Here is an 18,617-nt window from a genome sequence, read left to right as displayed (position 1 = left end):
CAGACCTGTCATGAATGATGCTTCTACGACTCTCTCGCTGGTAACTCAGGTGAGCGGCGCGTTGGCGATTGTCGTCCTGTTGATTATTTCCTGCGCCTGGCTGGCGCGTCGCTGTGGATTGGCCGGACATGCCCGCGCGCATGGCTCGTCGATCGCGGTGAAAAGCAGCTATTCGCTTGGCCAGCGCGAACGGCTGGTCGTCGTCGAGGTTGACGGTCAGCGGCTACTGCTGGGCGTCACGCCCGGCGCGATTACTCGCCTTGGCCGCCTTAGTCAATCCGCAGAGGCGCAGACCGTGGCTACGCCAGATTTTCAGCTTACCCTGAAGCGCCTGCTGAAACGCGGCAAAGCGGAACCTGAACAATGAGTCTTCTATTGCACGCTGTACAGCGCTATCGGTCGGCGATGCTGCTGCCTTTACTTCTGCTGCCGCATGCGGCCTGGGCCGCCAACGGCGATATTCTGCTGACGCGGGGCGGCGGCGGCGAAAGCTGGTCTTTGCCGATCCAGACGCTGGTTCTGCTGACTTCTCTGACGTTTTTACCCGCGATTCTGCTGATGATGACCGGTTTTACCCGCATCATTATCGTGCTGGGCCTGCTGCGTAACGCGTTAGGAACGCCCTCCACGCCGCCTAATCAGGTGCTACTGGGGCTGGCGCTGTTTATCACCTTTTTTGTTATGTCGCCGGTGTTTAACCGGGTGTATGAAGATGCCTGGGTGCCGCTGTCGCAGGATAAGATCACGATGGAAGAGGCGTTGCCGCTGGCGGCGAAGCCGATGCGTGATTTTATGCTAAGCCACACGCGTGAGGCCGATCTGGCGCTTTATACCCGCATGGCGAAAGTGGATAACTACGCCAGCCAGGACGATGTGCCGCTGCGTATTCTGCTGCCCGCTTTCGTCACCAGCGAGCTAAAAACCGGTTTCCAAATCGGCTTCGCGGTATTCATTCCATTTCTGATTATCGATCTGGTGATCGCCAGCGTGCTGATGGCGCTGGGGATGATGATGCTACCGCCGGCCACTATCTCACTGCCGTTCAAGCTGATCCTGTTTGTGCTGGTGGATGGCTGGCAGCTGATTATGGGTTCACTGGCCCAGACCTTTATCAACTGACGGGATAACAGATGACGCCAGAAAGCGTAATGGCTATGGGATTCCAGGCCATCCGGGTTGGACTGATGCTGGCCGCACCGCTGTTGCTGGCGGCGCTGATCACCGGCCTTGTCGTCAGTATTCTGCAGGCTTCCACGCAGATTAATGAGATGACGCTGAGCTTTATTCCGAAAATCCTGGTGATTGTCGCGGTGGTTGTCGCGCTTGGGCCGAGCATGCTGTCAACGATGCTTGATTATATGCGGGCGCTCTATACCAATTTGCCGCAGATGATTGGCTAAGATGCAGAGCCTGTCGCTGGATACGTTGCCGCTGCTGGTGAGCCATTACTTCTGGCCGCTAATGCGCGTGCTGGCGCTGTTCAGCACCGCGCCGGTATTTAACGACAAGGCGATCGGCAACCGGGTCAAGGTTGGGCTGGCGGCGGTTATCGCCCTGCTGCTGGGGCAGAATCTGCCCGATAACACGATCCCGCTAATCTCAATTATGGGATTATGGGTCGGCTGCCAGCAGCTGCTGATCGGGGCGGCGATGGGCCTGACTATCCAGTTTCTGTTTGTTGCCGTGCGCTACGCCGGCGAGATTATCGGTCTACAGATGGGCCTTTCGTTCGCCACCTTTTACGATCCTAACGGTGGCGATAATATGCCGGTTATTTCCCGCATTCTGAACCTGCTGGCCATTCTGCTGTTTCTGCTGTTTAACGGCCATTTGCTGATGCTGGAAGTGCTGTCGGAAAGCTTTCAGCTGCTGCCGGTGAGCGGTGCGCCGCTGAGCCGTAATGCGTTTAGCGCGGTCGCCCACATGGGCGGGCTGGTTTTTCAGTTCGGCATTGCGCTGGGGCTGCCGTTAATTACGCTGTTGCTGACAATAAACCTGACGCTCGGATTACTTAACCGCCTGACGCCGCAGCTATCAATTTTTGTCGTCGGTTTCCCGCTGACGCTCAGCGTAGGGATGCTGGCGCTGCTGCTGTTGATGAATAACTTCGCGCCTTTCTTTTATCACCTGATGGAAGTGGTTTTTAACCGCCTTGCGCAAATTATGCTGCTGTTCCATTCCGGCTAAACCAGCTTGTCGGAAAGCAGGCTCTCATAATGAAAAAGTAAAAGCAGCAGAACCGCCCGAACAACCGGAAGTTGCTATTTTTAGGTAATACATCACGTTTACCTTAAGGTCAACGCGGGGCAGACTGACCAGACCTGCCCCGGCTAGCGCTCAGCGCAGGTTAACTACGTACCCAGCTCACTTCATAATGATAATGGTTGTTCTGTAGCAGATATTCCGGCGAGACGCTGGGACTCCAGGAATCGTCGCCGCCTGTGCCCATATGGAACCCGTCCAGATTCAGCCAGCTTCCCGGCTCCTGCAGCAGCAGATGGCGGTGCGTGACTTCGCGCAGCTGCGTCTGGCTGTAGCGGCTGAGATTAAAGTGGAAGCGGCCGCGCCATTCGCTGTCGCCATACTGTAACCACTCGCTATCGCAGCGCAGGCCGTTCTCGCTGGGAAAAACGTAAGGCGTATAGAGCGCCTCCAGCGGCAGCTGCCAGCGATCGTAGCGGGCGGACTGTTGACGATCCGGATAGTTTTCATGCGGGCCGAGGCCGAGCCAGCTTACCTGCGGCTGTACCTGCGCCAGCTGACAGGTGAGGCCGATACGCGCCGGTGCCGGTATGCCGGTAGCGACATCCACATCCACGCTGATATGCAGTTCGCCGGTACGGTCGATGCGGTAGGTTTTACGGCTGATAAACAGGATCTGATCCTGATAACGCCAGCTGTGAACCGTACGCAGCTGCACTTCGCCGCTGAGACGCTCCGCTTCGCAGCGCTCCAGCTGCGGCTCCATCTGATAAAAGCCTGCCGCTTTCCAGCGCTCAATCCAGGCGTTGGGATCGATACGCGCTGCTTCGCTAACGCCAATATCATTATCCAGCGGCGCACGCGTAAACTGATCCTGTAACGGCTGCAGCAGCGCAGCTTCACCGGCTTTCCACCACTGCGTCAGCAGGCCGTTTTCACGGCTGAACTGCCAGCGCTGTTCGCCAAGCTGAATAGCGAAGGCGTGCTCGCTGACGCTGAGCTCTGGCGCTTCGCCCACGCCAACCGGCGTCGGCGGCAGCGTCAGCGGAGAGGCCAGCCGCCACTGCTGCCAGGCGCAGATATGGCCGGCTGCAGACCAGGCGGTGGCGGCGAGTTGCTGCACCTGCACCGTCAGCCACGCCTGACCGCTGGCGGTAATGGCGGGCAAATCGTTCAGCGTAATCAGCTGCGTACCTTCAGGCGCAATTTCCAGCTTAACCGTGCCGCTGGCCAGCGTGCGGCCCTCCTGCGCCAGCGTCCAGATCAGCTGTTCGTTATCACAGTGGCGGAACAGATATTCGCTGCTGATTTCCAGCTGCACCGGCGCCATGTTTTTCAGCGTAAACTGGAAAAACTGTTGCGCCTGCTGCGCTTCAAATAACGCCGGATGCGGCGTGCGATCGGCAAACACCAGGCCGTTCATACAGAACTGGCGATCGTTCGGCTTATCGCCAAAGTCGCCGCCGTAAGCGGCATACGGCTTGCCGTTATCGTCATAGTGGGTCAGCGACTGATCGACCCAGTCCCAGACAAAGCCGCCCTGCAGACGCGGATACTGACGGAACGCCTGCCAGTATTTATGGAAGCCGCCAAAGCTGTTGCCCATGGCGTGCGCGTACTCGCACAGGATTAGCGGACGATGCTCATCCGGCATGCCGATCCATTTTTTAATCGACCATTTAGGCACCTGCGGGAAGGGCTGATCCCGATCGACGCGTGCATACATCGGACAGATAATATCGGTCGCCGCGCTGTTGGCACCGCCGCCTTCGTACTGCACCGGCCGTGTCGGATCGTTAGATTTAATCCAGCGGTAGAGCGCGTCGTGATTGTCGCCGTGCCCCGATTCGTTGCCCAGCGACCAGATAATGATGGATGGATGGTTACGGTCGCGCTGCACCATGCGCGTTACGCGCTCGCTCATCGCGGGCAGCCAGACCGGATCGCTGGCGAGGCGGTTCATCGGCTCCATGCCGTGCGTTTCGATATTCGCTTCGTCCACTACATACAGCCCGTAGCGATCGCACAGCCGATACCAGAGCGGATGATTCGGGTAATGCGAACAGCGCACCGCGTTAAAATTATGCTGCTTCATCAGCAGAATATCGCGGCGCATGGTCTCTTCATCCATCACCTGACCGTTTTCAGGATGATGTTCATGGCGGTTAGTACCCCGGATTAGCAGGGGTTTGCCGTTCAGCTTCAACAGGCCCTGCGAGATTTCTACCTTGCGGAAGCCAACATCGCAGGCTTCCGCCTCCAGCAGAGCGCCGCTACGGTCATGCAGCAGCACCACCAGACGATAGAGCGTTGGCGTTTCGGCGCTCCAGAGCTGCGGCGCGGCAACCGACAGGCGCAGCGTGGTGCGATCTTTCCAGGCGCCGCGCTCATCGACAATCTCGCTGCCGAGCAGCTGCTGACGCTCGCCCAGCATCTCTTCACCGAACCAGAGCTGCGTCGTTACCTGCACATCCTGCAGCGACTCGCCGTTAACCACCACCAGCGTTTTAAGTTCGGCCTGGCTGAAGCTTTCATTCAGCTGGGTAATCACCTGCAGATCGCTAATGCTGGTGTGTGGCTTATGCAACAGCGAGACATCGCGGAAAATGCCGCTCATGCGCCACATATCCTGATCTTCCAGATAGCTGCCGTCGCTCCAGCGCAGCACCATTACCGCCAGGCGATTAGCGCCCGGCTGCAGCACCGCGCTCAGGTCAAACTCTGAGGGCAGACGGCTGTCCTGGGCATAGCCGATCCAGTGACCGTTGCACCACAGATGGAAAGCGGAGTTCACGCCGTCAAAAACGATACGCGTCCGACCGGAAGCCAGCCAGTTTTCGTCAGCCGTTAATGTGAGCGAGTAACATCCGGTAGGATTATCTGCCGGAACAAAGGGCGGATTAACCGGAATCGGATAGTTAACATTGGTATAAACTGGCGCATCGTAGCCCGCCATTTGCCAGTTTGAGGGCACGTTAATCCGATCCGCGGCGGGCAGATCCTGCTGTAGCCAGCTTTCCGGCACCGCTTCCGGTCGGGAAAAATAGCTAAATGCCCAGCGTCCGTTCAGGCTTTGCCGGCTGGCGGAGGGCAAGTCGTCCCGCGCCGCCACTGGCGATCGCCAGCTGCAAAATGGCGGATGGGCAGGGAGCTGATTAAGTTGGGTTACCGCCGGGTTTTCCCAGTCGCGGCGTGCCAGAATGGCGCTTAGCGTGGCGGCGGGCGTGCCTGCTGTTACGATCATGTCCTTTTCCTTATGCAATTGCGATGCGCTCACATTTACCGGCAATATGGTTTTGGCGGGCAGGCATGTAAAGTCACGTAACCGCAATCGGTGATGGAATTCACAAATAATCGTGGAAGGCGTAACCGGAGAAGTTTCAGGAAAAGGTTTTGCTGGCATCAGCCTGCTGCAAACGGGCGAAGCTTACAGGATTCAGGCAATACCTGTGCTATGGACGGGCGTGGCGCTGTAATTTTTTGCCATTCATTATTGATGACCGATAGTTAATCATATCTTTCCCTTATCACAAGGAAGGGGCAATAAATGGGGCGATATAGTCAGGATAACTCATCAGGGAGCATGGAGGCATCTATGGCTTTATATGGAAGGTTTGTTATTAATGATGCTGACTTCTCACCGCTTATTTTTAATGGAATCGGCACATTTATGGATTTTTCAGGAGATGGCCTGTACCGCAATCACGGCGGATGTAGCATTATTCCTGGCAGTGGCCCGATTCCGACGGGTAAATACTGGATTGTTGACCGTCCTGCTGGGGGCGTATGGTCTAAAACGAGAGCCTGGATAAAAGATTTTACGAATATTGTTTTTTCAAACGCTGAATTTATGCGCTCTGAATGGTTTGCTCTTTATCGTGACGATGGGAAAATTGTTGATTACACCTGGATAAAGGGCGTTGAGCGTAAACATTTTCGTTTGCATCCGGGAAGCGTTTCCTGGGGCTGTATTACGCTGGTACGTAATACTCATTACGCCTTGCTGCGTAATGAACTGTTAAGAACGCGCAAAATGCCTGTGCCCGGTCGTAGTGGTCTGATGGCATACGGAACTATTGAGGTTATTCATCATGCCAGGATTTGTCCGTAGATTAGTTAATTTTTTGTTTTTTATTTTGCTGGCTATTGGTATTGGAAGGTTAATTGGCGATCCCTATAAATACATTAATTGCGATTTTTCGGCTTCTGTAGCCAATTTTATTTATGATGGCGCATCCCGTGAAGATCTGGATGATGTTTATTATGATATTAATTATATCGTTATCTTCTCCCTTGCCGCGCTTATTTATTTTCTCATTATTAGAATGGCTCAATACGCCAGAAAAAATGGCTTCAGTAAGGTTGATAATATTTAAAATCTAAAGCTGCATATAATTGACAATATAACTATGCCGATATTTATACACCATAATATTAGTAAACCTTAACCGCTCTGCTTTCTCATGGTTAAGGTTCATTTCTCTTAATCTCTATTTCAGACGCGCCGCCTGGTGCGCCAGCTGCATTAGCGCATCCGCCAGCGCCTGCGGGGAAAGCGTCTCTTCTTCCGGTGAAGCGGTGGTTTTACGTACCACCAGACTGACCGGCAGCCGATCGGAACGCGTTGGCGCATCAGGCTGATAAATCATCTCCACCAGCCGCTCCACGCTGTTTTTACCTAAACTCCTGAAATCCTGCCTGATGGTGGTCAACGGCGGAATAAAGCAGGCGCTGTCGGCGGTATCGTCATAACCGATAACCGATATATCATTTGGCACCCTGAGGCCCGCCTCTGAAATTGCCCGCAGCGCCCCTAATGCCATCTGATCGTTAGCCACCAGAATCGCACCGGGCCGGGCGCCTTCATTCAACAGCCGCGCAACCTGCTGATAGCCGGAAAGCGCGCTCCAGTCTCCTTCCATTACCGCTACGGGCCGTAGCTGCTGTTGCGCCAGCGTCTGCTGCCAGCCGTCAAAGCGCAAACGCGCCGAAACCGAGCTTTGTGGCCCGGCCAGCAGCGCAATCTCGCGATGACCAAGCTCCAGCAGGTGCGCCACGCCCAAACGCGCGCCTTCGCCAGCATCGAAAATAACGCTATTGGCGTCCAGCTGCGGCGAGACATCAAGAAACAGCACCGGCACCTCCTGACACAGCGTCATCAGGCTTTGCGCATCCTCGTCCTGCAGAGGAATATTAACGATCAGCCCGTCTACGCGCTGCGCCAGCAGATTGTTAATGGCCGCTCTGGCTGCCGCCGCGCCGCTCTGCCCGGTCATTGAGATCACGACGTTAAAATGCTTTTCTCCGGCACGGGATTTGATGGCGGCGGCAATTTGAGAAGGCGCATGCAGCGCAAGATCGGCAGTGGCAAGCCCGATAGTGTGACTAATTTTCCCCGCCAGCTGCTGCGCTACGCGGTTAGGCACGTAGTTCAGCGCGCTCATTGCCGACTCCACCTTCTGCCGGGTTTTTTCTGATACGTTTCCCGCCTGGTTTATCACCCGTGACACGGTCTGGTAAGAGACCCCGGCGTGCTGCGCCACATCATACAGGGTGGTCGGCTTCGCTTTCATCCCGGCTTCCTTACAATAATTTTTTGATATGACTTCTGCTTTGCTCAATCATTTTTATCCCTTCATTGTCGTTAATTTGTAGCAATGCCATAAACAACAGATCGGTCACGCAAAATTGCGCGCTGCGTGAAGAGATAGAAGAGCTGCGCCAGCGAGGTTCATCAGACACGGTATCCAGCGTGTAATCGGCCAGTTTTCTGAGCTCGCTATCCTGTAATGATGTGATGGCCACGACCGTCGCGCCTTTATTTTTTGCGATCTCTGCGGCCAGCAGCACTTCTTTGCGTTGACCGGAAAAGGAGATGGCCAGCAGCACATCCTGTTTTGTTAACGTCTGAGCAATGGTCAGCTGCACATGACTGTCATATTCACTGAAGATGTTAAAGCCAATTTTTATCAGCTTCCATGCCAGGTCTTTACCCACCAGGGCGGAACTGCCAATAGCCGCGATGTGGATACGCGCCGCGCTCTGAATAAGATTGGTAACGGTCTTAAGCTGAACCATATCCAGGCTGTCCGTGGTTTTTCGCACCGCATTCAGCTTTTCACTCAGGAGTTTTTCCGCAACAACGGATAAAGAATCCTGGCTGCTGATGTCGTTGTGCAGGTGCGATGAATTCTGTTTGTGATCAGAAATCTGCTGTCCCCACTCTTCAACAAGAGCCATTTTAAATTTTGTGAAACCGCGCAACCCAAGTTTTTGCGCAAATTTCACAATCGCCGACTGACTCACGCCCAGCGTTTCAGCCATCTGCTGAGAAGAGAGCTCTTTTAACAGATCGGGGCTGGCAATAATGAAGTCAGCGATTTTGCGCTCTCCGGGCGTAAAACGCTCCAGATTTTCAATCAATTTTTGTCGGTATAGCACCAGAATGGTTCTCCACAAAAAATCCTCATCGATCATCTCTTCCTGCGGGCAGAAAGGCAACCGCCTGGCGTGATAACTCCTGAATCCCGCCCACGTTGCCCTTCGTCTGCTCCAGCCTTTGAAGGTTGTCACATTTATTTACAATGAATAAATTATTCCTTTTTATTTAAATCTAAATAATAGATTATTTATCTGAATTTAGTTCTGATAACTCTTAAGCAAAGGAAATGATGATAATGAAAACAAGGAATTGCATGCTTTTAATGCTGGCTTTTCTGGCACCAGCTATGACGCAGGCCGCAGAAGTTTATAAAGGAAAAGATGGCTCAGCCGTCGATATTTATGGCCGTCTGGGCTTCAATATCTCCGACAAAAAAACGGGTGATGTGCAGGGCGACTTTGATGGACGGCTTGGCGTCAGCGGCCGTCAGCCGGTGAATGACACGTTATCATTGATTGGCCTTGCGCAGTATCAGGTAAATTCCGCTGAGTATGCCAACAATGTGGAAGGTGAAAATGACAGCCTGACTGCCCGCTATGTTTGGGCAGGGCTGGATATGGCCGAATATGGCAAGATCACCGGCGGGCGCGTGTCATCAGGTTTGATCATGTTTACTGATATTGGCGATGTCTTTGCCAGTTCGGATGTTTCCACCGGTCGTCAGGCACGGCATATCGATCCTACGGCGGTGCAGGTTTTCCGTCAGGACGGCACCGTTCAATATCAGAACAGCTTTGGTCAGCTGGATTTCTCTACCGCTTATATCATAGGCAACAATACCTCCGATCTGGATTACGGCTATAACGCGGCGTTGCGCTATACGCTGGATATGGGCGATGCAGGCAAGCTGGCGCCGGTTATCGCTTTCCAGAAAACGCGCGCCGAACTGAGCGTCAATAGCCGCACCAACGGCGCAGAGAGTTTCACCTATGGCGGTATAGGCACCCGTTATTATCTTGGCTCACTGATGTTGGGTTATCTCTATTCGCAGGATACGGTGACCTACAGCAACGGCAATGCAGACAGCAAAGACAAGAATCATGAATTTACCGCAGTTTATGACATCAATAGCGACTGGACGGTGCGGGCAGGCTACCGTTATCTCAACAACCAGGGCGGCGACAAGCTGGAGCTGCGGGATACCACCTTTGAAGCGCAGTACAGGCTGACGCCACGCAGCTCTGTCTACAGCGCCTGGATCCTGCGTAACGGCCATGATGGCCAGAACCTGCTTACCGGTCGCAGCGTATCGTTTGGCGGTAGCTCCGCCGCAGAAAGTTTCTACCATTTAGGGCTTCGTTATGAATTCTAATCACGCAGCCGCTCAGGAATAAACGACGCCGTCAGGCACGGTACTAGGTTAACTGTTAAAACCTGGCTCCCTTCCTAACGCAAAACAGCTTTGCGTTGGGGAGGGAGCGTTAAGTGCCTGGCGACAGCAATAAATAGCGGAGACATTACCCTAATGAAAATTGATTTATCCACGCTTACCACTGAAAGCCGCAATAGTCAGAGTGCGAATATTGACATGCTCTCGACAGAAGAGATGCTGCGCGTTATTAACCACGAAGATCGGAAAGTGGCGCTGGCGGTTGAGAAAGTTATTCCGGCCATCACTCAGGCCGTTGACGCCATCGTGACGGCTTTTCAGCAGGGCGGACGTTTGTTTTACTGCGGCGCCGGAACCTCCGGGCGTTTGGGTATTTTAGATGCCAGCGAATGCCCGCCGACATACGGTACGCCGAGGGAGCAGGTAGTGGCATTAATTGCCGGCGGCCAACAGGCCATCCTGCAGGCGGTTGAGAATGCCGAAGATAGCCTGAGCGCGAGCGAAGACGACCTGAAAAATCATCAGTTCAACGCAAACGATGTCCTGGTCGGCATTGCGGCCAGTGGATGCACTCCCTATGTGATTGCTGCACTGAATTATGCCAAAAGTCTGAAGGCGACCACCGTTGCGCTGGCCTGCAACGAAGGCAGCGAGATAACGCAAATTGCCGATATTGCGATTGTACCGATGGTAGGCGCAGAAGTTATAACCGGTTCTTCTCGCATGAAGGCGGGCACCGCACAAAAGCTGGTGCTGAATATGCTGACTACGGGCGCGATGATCCGTATCGGTAAAGTCTACGGCAACCTGATGGTGGATGTTGAAGCGACTAACCAGAAGCTGGTGCAGCGCCAAATCAATATCGTTATGGAGGCGGCTGATTGCGATCGGCAAACGGCAGCACAAGCGCTGGAAGCGTGTGACGGCCATTGTAAAACCGCGATTGTCATGGTGCTGGCAAACCTGAACGCAGAACAGGCAAAACAATGCCTGCACGCCAGCGGTGGGTTTATTCGCCAGGCGCTGATAAAGGCGGGGATTTAACCATGGCCAAAATCACTGAACAATTGATTGCCTCAATCCTGCAACTGGTTGGTAATAAAAATAATATCCAGGCCTGCGGTAACTGTATGACTCGCCTGCGTTTGACGCTCAATGATGCCCGGCTGATCCAGCAGGATAAGCTGAAGGCGCTGCCGGGCGTGCTGGGCGTCGTTAACGGCGACGATCAGCTACAGATCGTTCTCGGCCCCGGTAAAGCGCAAACGGCCGCTGAAATGATGAATGCTATGCTGGCAAATGGCGCATCCACGGCCACCGATCCGCAGACGGCTGCCTCGGTTGCCAGTGATACCAAACAAAAGATGAAGGCCAAACAAACCAGCCCGGTACATCAGTTCCTTGCCAAATTTGCCACCATCTTTACGCCGCTGATACCGGGTTTCATTGCTGCAGGGATGTTGCTGGGTTTTGCCACCTTAATTGAACAGAGCCTGCTGACCAACGCCGCTGAGAAAAATACCGCAATTGTGCATATCGTTGGTTATATGAAGCTTTTTGGCAAAGGGCTTTTTACCTTTCTGCCCGTTTTGATTGGCTATAACGCCCAGAAAGCGTTTGGCGGTTCCGGGGTAAACGGTGCAATTATTGCCTCTCTGTTCCTGCTGGGATACAACCCGGAAGCGACAACGGGTTATTTCTCCGGTATTGAAAACTTCTTTGGTATGGGAATTGAGCCGCGCGGGAATATTATCGGCGTCCTGATCGCCTCAATTTTGGGCGCCTGGATCGAGCGCCAGCTGCGTAAGGTCATCCCTGATAGTCTGGATATGATCCTGACGTCAATGCTTACGTTGCTTATTACGGGTGCGCTGACGTTTACGCTGATCATGCCTTTTGGAGGCGAACTGTTTAAAGGGATGTCCTGGCTGTTTTTGCACCTTAACGGTAATCCCCTTGGCTGTGCCATTCTTGCCGGTCTGTTCCTGATTGCGGTGGTGTTTGGCGTTCATCAGGGCTTTATCCCCGTCTACTTTGCGCTGATGGACGTTCAGGGCTTCAACTCACTCTTTCCGATCCTGGCGATGGCGGGCGGCGGACAGGTTGGTGCGGCACTGGCGCTCTACTTCCGCTCTGCGCCCGGTTCGATTACGCGTAATCAGGTGAAGGGCGCAATTATTCCTGGCCTGCTGGGCGTTGGGGAGCCGCTGATCTACGCAGTGACTCTTCCGCGCGTGAAGCCTTTTGTGACCGCCTGCATCGGCGGCGCCTGCGGCGGTTTCTTTATTGGTCTGGTGGCCTGGTTCGGCCTGCCGATCGGTTTGAATACCGTGTTTGGCCCGTCGGGTCTGGTGTCACTGCCGCTGATGACTTCAGGAGAAGGGATTTATACCGGGATGGTGGTTTACGCCACGGGCGTAGTTATTTCCTATCTGGCAGGGTTTAGCGTAACCTGGCTATTCGGTTATAAAGGCGTTGATCTGGATTAAAAAAGGGCAGGCTGTACGCAGCGATCAGATTGGCCATTCCTTTGTCAATCCGAACGGATTGCCCTGCGACTGCGGACGTTATGGCGGCCTGGAAACGGTCGCCTCGTTCAGCTATCTGAAAAAACAGCCGCGTAACTGGCTAAAATCGCAACGAGACGCAAATTACCTGAGCAGGCGGGTGCGGAAATAAGCGGAGCCTGAAATTGAGTTAGCTTTGTAAAGCTTCTAACCGTACTGAATAATTAGCCAGAATTAGTTTTTAAAGTTTAAAATTCACATAAATTTATTAGCGTAAGATGATGAGAAATTTCATTAAACCGGCAATAACGGAAAAGCATTATTAACCACTTACCTTATCCGGATAAAAGTTATCCCTGGATTGTTGTAATGATTTTTTATTTTATTTCGCAATGTGGTAGCCATATGCTTTGTCCTGATATACAGAAATATAATATTTTTCAACACAATAGGACGTCAGGAACCCGGTTTTATCCTCTGGCAATAAACCTGCCGGGGAATTTTAATATTTATCTTTTCGTGATTTTTAATGCGTTATTGATTTGAGAAAACTAAAACAGCCTGACCGTTCTCTCACGGTTGGCATCCAGAAAAGGGTTTGAAGTCCGGCCGCCTCATCGGAGAAAATAGCCTCACCCTAAGGTGAGGCGCAGAGTACCGCCCCGGCTTCGTTGAGCCTTTATGCTGCGGTAAACAGTCTGATGATCGGCTAAATCCGCGCTTATCTTCCTGATATTTTCCTTATCGGACCAGACTTCCCTCATATTAGCGCTCTGGCGATCGCCTTGTTTAACTTATCACCTCGGCGTTTTGCTGACGATACTCCTTTGGCGTGCTGGCGTAGCTTTTCTTAAACACCGAGTAGAAATATTGCAGCGAAGGGTAGCCGCACATTTGCGAAATCTCATTAATCGGCATGGAAGAGGAGACCAGCAGCGAACGCGCCCGCTCCAGCTTCTCGCTGTGGATGATGGTATGAATGGTCTCGCCGGTTTCATCCTTGAAGCGCTTCTCCAGGTTGGAGCGCGACATGCCTACCGCATCCAGCACCTGCTCAACCTTGATCCCTTTACAGGCGTTAAAGCGGATATAGTGCATCGCCTGAATAACCGCCGGATCGTGCAGTGAACGAAAATCGGTTGAGCGCCGGGCGATAACCTTGACCGGCGGCACCAGTATGCGCTGCAGCGGCAACGTTTGTTGATCCAGCAGACGATGCAGCAGCTTAGCCGCCTGATAGCCCATCTGCCGGGTGCCCTGTGCTACCGATGAGAGCGCCACGCGCGACAGATAGCGCGTCAGCTCTTCGTTATCGATGCCGATCACGCACAGCTTCTCCGGCACCGGGATTTTCAGATGTTCGCACACCTGCAACAGATGGCGCGCGCGCGCATCGGTAACGGCGATAATGCCGGTCTGCTGCGGTAGGGTTTGCAGCCAGTCGGCAAGGCGGTTTTGCGCATGCTGCCAGTAGGCGGGCGCCGTCTCCATTCCCTGATAAACCACGCCCTGATAACGCTCTTTCGCCACCAGCTGGCGAAACGCATATTCCCGCTCCTGCGCCCAGCGTTTGCCGCAGGAGGCGGGCAGGCCGTAAAAAGCAAAGCGGTTAATGCCTTTTTCTTTCAGGTGCAAAAACGCGCTTTCCACCAGCGCGGCGTTATCGGTAGCGATATAGTGTACGGGCGGGTAATCTTCTGGCCGATGATAAGAGCCGCCCACGCCAACGATCGGCACATCCACGTTGTGCAGCAGCGCCTCAATGGCTTTATCGTCATAGTCGGCGATCACTCCGTCGCCGAGACATTCGTGCATGTTATCGATACGGCAGCGAAAATCTTCCTCAATAAAAATATCCCAGTCGGTTTGTGATGCCTGCAGATACTCACCGACACCCTCCACCACCTGACGGTCATAGATTTTATTGGCATTAAACAGCAGGCTGATGCGAAAACGCTTCTCAAACATGATCACTCCTGGATTTTATTCTGCATCTTGATTACCACAGTGAAACCAGCTGCAGAAAAAAATTAGTGAGCCCTGTGATCTGCTTCGATGATTACACGCGCCGCCGGGTGGCGGAATCCATCCATACCGCCAGCAGCAGAATGGCGCCCTTAACGATATACTGCCAGAACGTCGGCACATCCATCATGCTCATGCCGTTGTCCAGCGAGGCCATAATAAACGCGCCCATTACCGCGCCCGCTACCGATCCGATACCGCCCGCCAGGCTGGTACCGCCAATTACGCAGGCGGCGATGGCGTCCAGTTCCGCGATATTACCGGCCGAAGGGGAACCCGCGCCCAGGCGCGAGCTCAGGATCAACCCCGCCACGGCCACCAGCAGGCCGTTAATGGCGAATACCATCATTTTGTTGCGCGCCACGTTGATGCCGGAAAGGCGGGCCGCATCAAGGTTGCCGCCAATCGCGTAAATACGTCGGCCAAAGGCGGTGCGGGTCGCCATAAACATACCGGCCAGCATCAGCAACGCCAGGATTAGCACCGGCGTAGGGACGCCGCGATAATCGTTCAACAGCCAGATAGCGCCCAGCACCAGCAGAGCGGTAAGGGTCTGGCGTGATACCGCGCTGCGGGCAGGCTGCTGCTCCAGCCCCATCTGCTGACGACGCAGCCGCAGCCGCCATTGCCAGGCGATAAACAGGCCGAGGCCGATAACGCCAAAGCCGAAGCCGATGCCGTCCGGCAGGTAGCTTTGACCGATTTGCGACATCGCCGGGCTGGTGGGCGCGACCGTGGTGCCGTTAGTAATCCCGACCAGCACGCCGCGAAAGGCCAGCATCCCGGCCAGCGTAACGATAAAAGAGGGAACTTTACGGTAGGCGACCCACCAGCCGTTCCAGGCGCCCAGCAGCAGGCCGAGCACCAGGGTGGCCGCAATCGTCAACGGCAGCGGCCAGCCCAGCCAGACGTCAAAAATAGCCGCCGCCCCGCCCAGTAGCCCCATCATTGAGCCAACCGACAGGTCGATTTCCGCTGAGATAATGACAAAAACCATCCCCACCGACAGAATGCCGGTAATCGCCGTCTGGCGCAGCAGGTTAGAGACGTTGCGCGCGCTCAGATAAGCGCCGTCGGTCATCCAGGTAAAAAACAGCATAATCAATAAAATAGCGGCCAGCATCACCAGCACCTGCAGGTTAAGCAGGCGCAGCTTACCCGGCGCGCCGCCGCCGCCGCTGGCGGGCAGTATAGCGGTATTGGTTTTAAGCATAATGTTCACTCCGCAGGGCCGCTTCCATCACCTGTTCCTGCGTCAGGTTATGGTTCGGCAAGTCAGCTTTGATTTGTCCTTCGTGCATCACCAGTACGCGATCGCTTAGCCCCAGCACTTCCGGCAGCTCGGATGAGATCACAATAATGGCGATGCCCTGTTGCACCAGCTGGTGGATCAGCTTGTAGATTTCGACGCGCGCGCCAATATCGATGCCGCGCGTGGGTTCGTCCAGAATCAGAATTTGCGGGTTAAGCAACAGGCATTTAGCGATCACCGCCTTTTGCTGATTGCCGCCGCTAAGACGGCCCACCGCCAGTTCCGCAGAGGAAGTTTTCACCCGCAGCTGGCGGATAGACTGATTAATGGCGACCTGTTCGCGCGCCTCATCCAGTACGGAAAACGGGCTGCTAAACTGGCCGAGCGCCGCAAGGGTGATATTTTTCCCCACGCCCAGCAGCGGCACGATGCCATCTTTTTTACGATCTTCCGGCACCATCGCGATGCCGTGACGGATCGCCTGCTGGCAGTCCCAGCGGCGCGGGTTAACCCGATGCTCTTTGATGGTGACCTGGCCCTCCCAGCGTCCCGGCCACAGACCGGTAAGGCACTGCACGGTTTCGGTGCGTCCGGCGCCAACCAGCCCGGCAATACCGAGAATTTCCCCGCGCCGCAGCGTAAAGGAAACATTATTAACCCGCCGCAGATGGCGGTTAACCGGATGCCAGGCGGTAAGATTCTCCACGCGTAAAATCTCCGCGCCCTGTTCATGCGGCTCACGCGGGTACAGCGCGGTCAGCTCGCGTCCGACCATCATGGTAATAATATCGTCCTCGTTCAGACCATCCGCCGGGCAGGTGGCGATATGCTTACCGTCGCGAATAACGCAGATGGTGTCGGAGATCGCTTTAACCTCGTTGAGCTTATGCGAGATATAAACGCAGGCGATGCCGTGATCGCGCAGATCCCTGACGATCTCCAGCAGCACGCCGGTTTCCTGCTCGGTAAGCGACGAGGTCGGCTCATCCAGAATCAGCAGGCGCACCTGTTTATTCAGCGCGCGGGCGATCTCTACTAACTGCTGCTGACCAATACCCAGCTCACCGACGCGCGTATGCGGCGAAATATCCAGCTTCACCTGTTTCAGCAGCCGCTGACAGCGTAGCGCCATGGTCTCGTCATCCACCACGCCGCCCCGACTGATTTCACTGCCGAGGAAGATGTTTTCCAGCACCGTGAGCTGCCTGACCAGCGCCAGCTCCTGGTGAATAATTACGATGCCTTTGCGCTCGGTATCGCGGATATTGGCGGGGCGCAGCGGCTCGCCGGAAAACAGGATCTCGCCCTGGTAATCGCCCGCCGGATAAAGGCCGCACAGCACCTTCATCAGCGTCGATTTACCGGAACCGTTTTCGCCGCACAGCGATACCACTTCGCCCGGCTCAAGGCGCAAAGAAATATCGTCTACGGCCTTTACGGCACCGAAGCGCTTGGTAATGTTTTTCATTTCCAGTAGCGTCGTCATCACACTCTCCAGCGAGGGAATTGCCGCCGGGCGGCGGCAGCGAGCTTAGAGTTCACTCTTTTTATGGAAGCCGTCGGCGACGACGGTGCTGTCGATATTGCTTTTATCAACCGGAACAGGCGTTAACAGCCAGGCGGGAACCTCTTTTTTGCCGTTATTTAGCGTGGCGTTGGACTGGGGCTGTTTATCATTACCCAATTCAACGGCGATTTTCGCAGCGTCGTCGGCCAGCTTGCTGATCGGTTTATATACCGTCATGGTTTGCGTACCGTTCATAATGCGCTTGATAGCCGCCAGGTCGGCATCCTGCCCGGAAATAGCCACTTTGCCCGCCAGCCCCTGCGCGGAAAGCGCCTGAATCGCGCCGCCGGCGGTGGCGTCATTTGAAGCGACTACCGCATCAATATGGTTATTGTTAGCGGTCAGGGCGTTTTCCATAATTTTCAGCGCATTTTCTGGCAGCCAGGCGTCTACCCACTGATCGCCCACTACTTTGATTTTGCCCTGATCAATCAGCGGCTTAAGCACTTTCATTTGCCCTGCGCGGAACAGGCGGGCGTTATTATCCACCGGCGAGCCGCCCATCAGGAAATAATTCCCCTGCGGCACCTGCTTAACAATACTTTGCGCCTGAAGCTCGCCGACTTTCTCATTATCAAAAGAGATATAGAAATCAATATCGGCATTATTAATCATGCGGTCGTAAGCCAGCACTTTAATTCCTTCCTGCTTAGCTTCGGCAATCACATTGCTTAATACCTGGCCGTTGTAAGGAATAATAACCAGCACATCGACGCCGCGATTAATCATATTTTCAATTTGCGCCATCTGGGTTTCTTCGTTGCCGTTGGCAGACTGGACAAATACGCTGGCGCCCAGCGATTCGGCCTTTTTGACGAAAATATCGCGATCTTTTTGCCAGCGCTCAAGGCGCAGATCGTCAATCGCCATGCCGATCTTTACCTCTTTAGCGTTGCCGGCCTGGCTAAACAGAGCCAGCGCGGCGCAAACGGCCAGTAAAGTATGTTTCATTTTCATTATCATTACCCTGTAGGTTGAGGTGTTTTTTATCAGAACGTTCCTGAACGGGCTGTTGGATTCTTGACCTGACCGCATGTTTTCTTCAATTACTGATTTTTATCCCGGCGTTACGTTTTTTGGTTTATTGCTGGTTTTATGATGGCGATCGATTTTTTAACGATAACGACATTGAAAAAGGTTATTTTTTGCGTATTGACGCGAGGAAAAAATAACGGGACGCCTTATTTTGCGACGCGACGCACAGTTAATAATTATCTTAATTGCGGTGTGAAATAACGTAATTGAGAGAGACGCGGACGCTTATCAGAATAGAGCCATCTTCGCTGACCATT

Annotated in this window: 16 protein-coding genes and 1 pseudogene; 10 read left to right on the top strand and 7 right to left on the bottom strand. The window is 54.1% G+C overall.

Going from position 1 to position 18,617, the window contains the following annotated elements; genetic code table 11:
• Positions 1 to 10 precede the first annotated feature (10 nt).
• From fliO to fliR, 4 genes are read left to right on the top strand one after another with little or no spacing between them, the layout of a single operon-like run.
• Positions 11 to 367 (top strand): flagellar biosynthetic protein FliO, encoded by a 357-nt coding sequence (fliO, locus tag COO59_RS12980; RefSeq protein WP_103060215.1) that lies wholly within the window; start codon positions 11 to 13, stop codon positions 365 to 367.
• A 38-nt stretch (positions 368 to 405) separates the two neighbouring features.
• A complete protein-coding gene (gene fliP, locus COO59_RS12975; protein ID WP_103060329.1) occupies positions 406 to 1,119 on the top strand; it encodes a flagellar type III secretion system pore protein FliP in 714 nt (237 codons plus the stop codon).
• An 11-nt stretch (positions 1,120 to 1,130) separates the two neighbouring features.
• Positions 1,131 to 1,400, top strand: a complete 270-nt coding sequence (gene fliQ / locus COO59_RS12970) for a flagellar biosynthesis protein FliQ (protein WP_103060214.1) — start codon at positions 1,131 to 1,133, stop codon at positions 1,398 to 1,400.
• Between the two features lies 1 nt (position 1,401).
• A complete protein-coding gene (gene fliR / locus COO59_RS12965) occupies positions 1,402 to 2,187 on the top strand; it encodes a flagellar biosynthetic protein FliR (RefSeq protein ID WP_103060213.1) in 786 nt (261 codons plus the stop codon).
• Between the two features lie 160 nt (positions 2,188 to 2,347).
• Here the strand turns inward: fliR and COO59_RS12960 are convergent, their stop codons facing one another.
• Positions 2,348 to 5,446 carry a beta-galactosidase gene (locus tag COO59_RS12960; protein WP_103060212.1) on the bottom strand — a complete coding sequence of 1,033 codons (3,099 nt, stop codon included), beginning with the start codon at positions 5,444 to 5,446 and terminating at the stop codon, positions 2,348 to 2,350.
• Between the two features lie 351 nt (positions 5,447 to 5,797).
• Between COO59_RS12960 and COO59_RS12955 the strand changes: the two genes are divergently transcribed.
• Both COO59_RS12955 and COO59_RS12950 read left to right on the top strand, forming a co-directional pair.
• Entirely contained in the window at positions 5,798 to 6,313 is a 516-nt protein-coding gene (locus tag COO59_RS12955; RefSeq protein ID WP_103060211.1) for a DUF2778 domain-containing protein, read from the top strand.
• Positions 6,294 to 6,578: a hypothetical protein gene (locus COO59_RS12950; RefSeq protein ID WP_133158608.1), complete on the top strand. Its 285-nt coding sequence runs from the start codon at positions 6,294 to 6,296 to the stop codon at positions 6,576 to 6,578. The genes COO59_RS12955 and COO59_RS12950 overlap by 20 nt, the downstream gene beginning before the upstream one ends.
• A gap of 114 nt (positions 6,579 to 6,692) precedes the next feature.
• Here the strand turns inward: COO59_RS12950 and COO59_RS12945 are convergent, their stop codons facing one another.
• Together COO59_RS12945 and COO59_RS12940 are read right to left on the bottom strand one after the other, a co-directional pair.
• Positions 6,693 to 7,775 (bottom strand): LacI family DNA-binding transcriptional regulator, encoded by a 1,083-nt coding sequence (locus COO59_RS12945; protein WP_103060209.1) that lies wholly within the window; start codon positions 7,773 to 7,775, stop codon positions 6,693 to 6,695.
• Between the two features lie 10 nt (positions 7,776 to 7,785).
• Positions 7,786 to 8,643 carry an SIS domain-containing protein gene (locus COO59_RS12940; RefSeq protein WP_409371600.1) on the bottom strand — a complete coding sequence of 286 codons (858 nt, stop codon included), beginning with the start codon at positions 8,641 to 8,643 and terminating at the stop codon, positions 7,786 to 7,788.
• A gap of 227 nt (positions 8,644 to 8,870) precedes the next feature.
• Between COO59_RS12940 and COO59_RS12935 the strand changes: the two genes are divergently transcribed.
• The 4 genes and pseudogenes from COO59_RS12935 to COO59_RS21275 all read left to right on the top strand — a co-directional run.
• Positions 8,871 to 9,956 (top strand): porin, encoded by a 1,086-nt coding sequence (locus tag COO59_RS12935; protein ID WP_476738905.1) that lies wholly within the window; start codon positions 8,871 to 8,873, stop codon positions 9,954 to 9,956.
• A 153-nt stretch (positions 9,957 to 10,109) separates the two neighbouring features.
• On the top strand, positions 10,110 to 11,018 hold the full coding sequence (gene murQ, locus COO59_RS12930; RefSeq protein WP_103060206.1) for an N-acetylmuramic acid 6-phosphate etherase: 909 nt from the start codon (positions 10,110 to 10,112) through the stop codon (positions 11,016 to 11,018).
• 2 nt (positions 11,019 to 11,020) lie between these two features.
• A complete protein-coding gene (gene murP, locus COO59_RS12925; protein ID WP_103060205.1) occupies positions 11,021 to 12,463 on the top strand; it encodes a PTS N-acetylmuramic acid transporter subunit IIBC in 1,443 nt (480 codons plus the stop codon).
• A gap of 19 nt (positions 12,464 to 12,482) precedes the next feature.
• Positions 12,483 to 12,614, top strand: a pseudogene (locus COO59_RS21275) (ROK family protein); the annotation flags it as partial.
• Between the two features lie 656 nt (positions 12,615 to 13,270).
• Here COO59_RS21275 and xylR read toward each other — a convergent pair.
• The 4 genes from xylR to xylF all read right to left on the bottom strand — a co-directional run bounded on the left by xylR (position 13,271) and on the right by xylF (position 18,282).
• Complete coding sequence (gene xylR, locus COO59_RS12915; RefSeq protein WP_103060203.1) at positions 13,271 to 14,449, bottom strand: D-xylose utilization transcriptional activator XylR; 1,179 nt, start codon at positions 14,447 to 14,449, stop codon at positions 13,271 to 13,273.
• 91 nt (positions 14,450 to 14,540) lie between these two features.
• Positions 14,541 to 15,719, bottom strand: a complete 1,179-nt coding sequence (gene xylH, locus COO59_RS12910) for a xylose ABC transporter permease XylH (protein WP_103060202.1) — start codon at positions 15,717 to 15,719, stop codon at positions 14,541 to 14,543.
• Positions 15,712 to 17,244: a xylose ABC transporter ATP-binding protein gene (locus COO59_RS12905; RefSeq protein ID WP_103060201.1), complete on the bottom strand. Its 1,533-nt coding sequence runs from the start codon at positions 17,242 to 17,244 to the stop codon at positions 15,712 to 15,714. Before COO59_RS12905 ends, xylH begins: the two co-directional genes overlap by 8 nt.
• A 45-nt stretch (positions 17,245 to 17,289) precedes the next feature.
• On the bottom strand, positions 17,290 to 18,282 hold the full coding sequence (gene xylF, locus COO59_RS12900; protein WP_103060200.1) for a D-xylose ABC transporter substrate-binding protein: 993 nt from the start codon (positions 18,280 to 18,282) through the stop codon (positions 17,290 to 17,292).
• Between the last annotated feature and the right edge of the window lie 335 nt (positions 18,283 to 18,617).

The sequence above is a fragment of the Mixta theicola genome, assembly GCF_002895925.1.
Classification (GTDB): Bacteria; Pseudomonadota; Gammaproteobacteria; order Enterobacterales; family Enterobacteriaceae; genus Mixta; species Mixta theicola.
The sequence above is the reverse complement of the archived record's forward strand: the minus strand, read 5'-3'. Positions and strand labels throughout refer to the sequence as shown.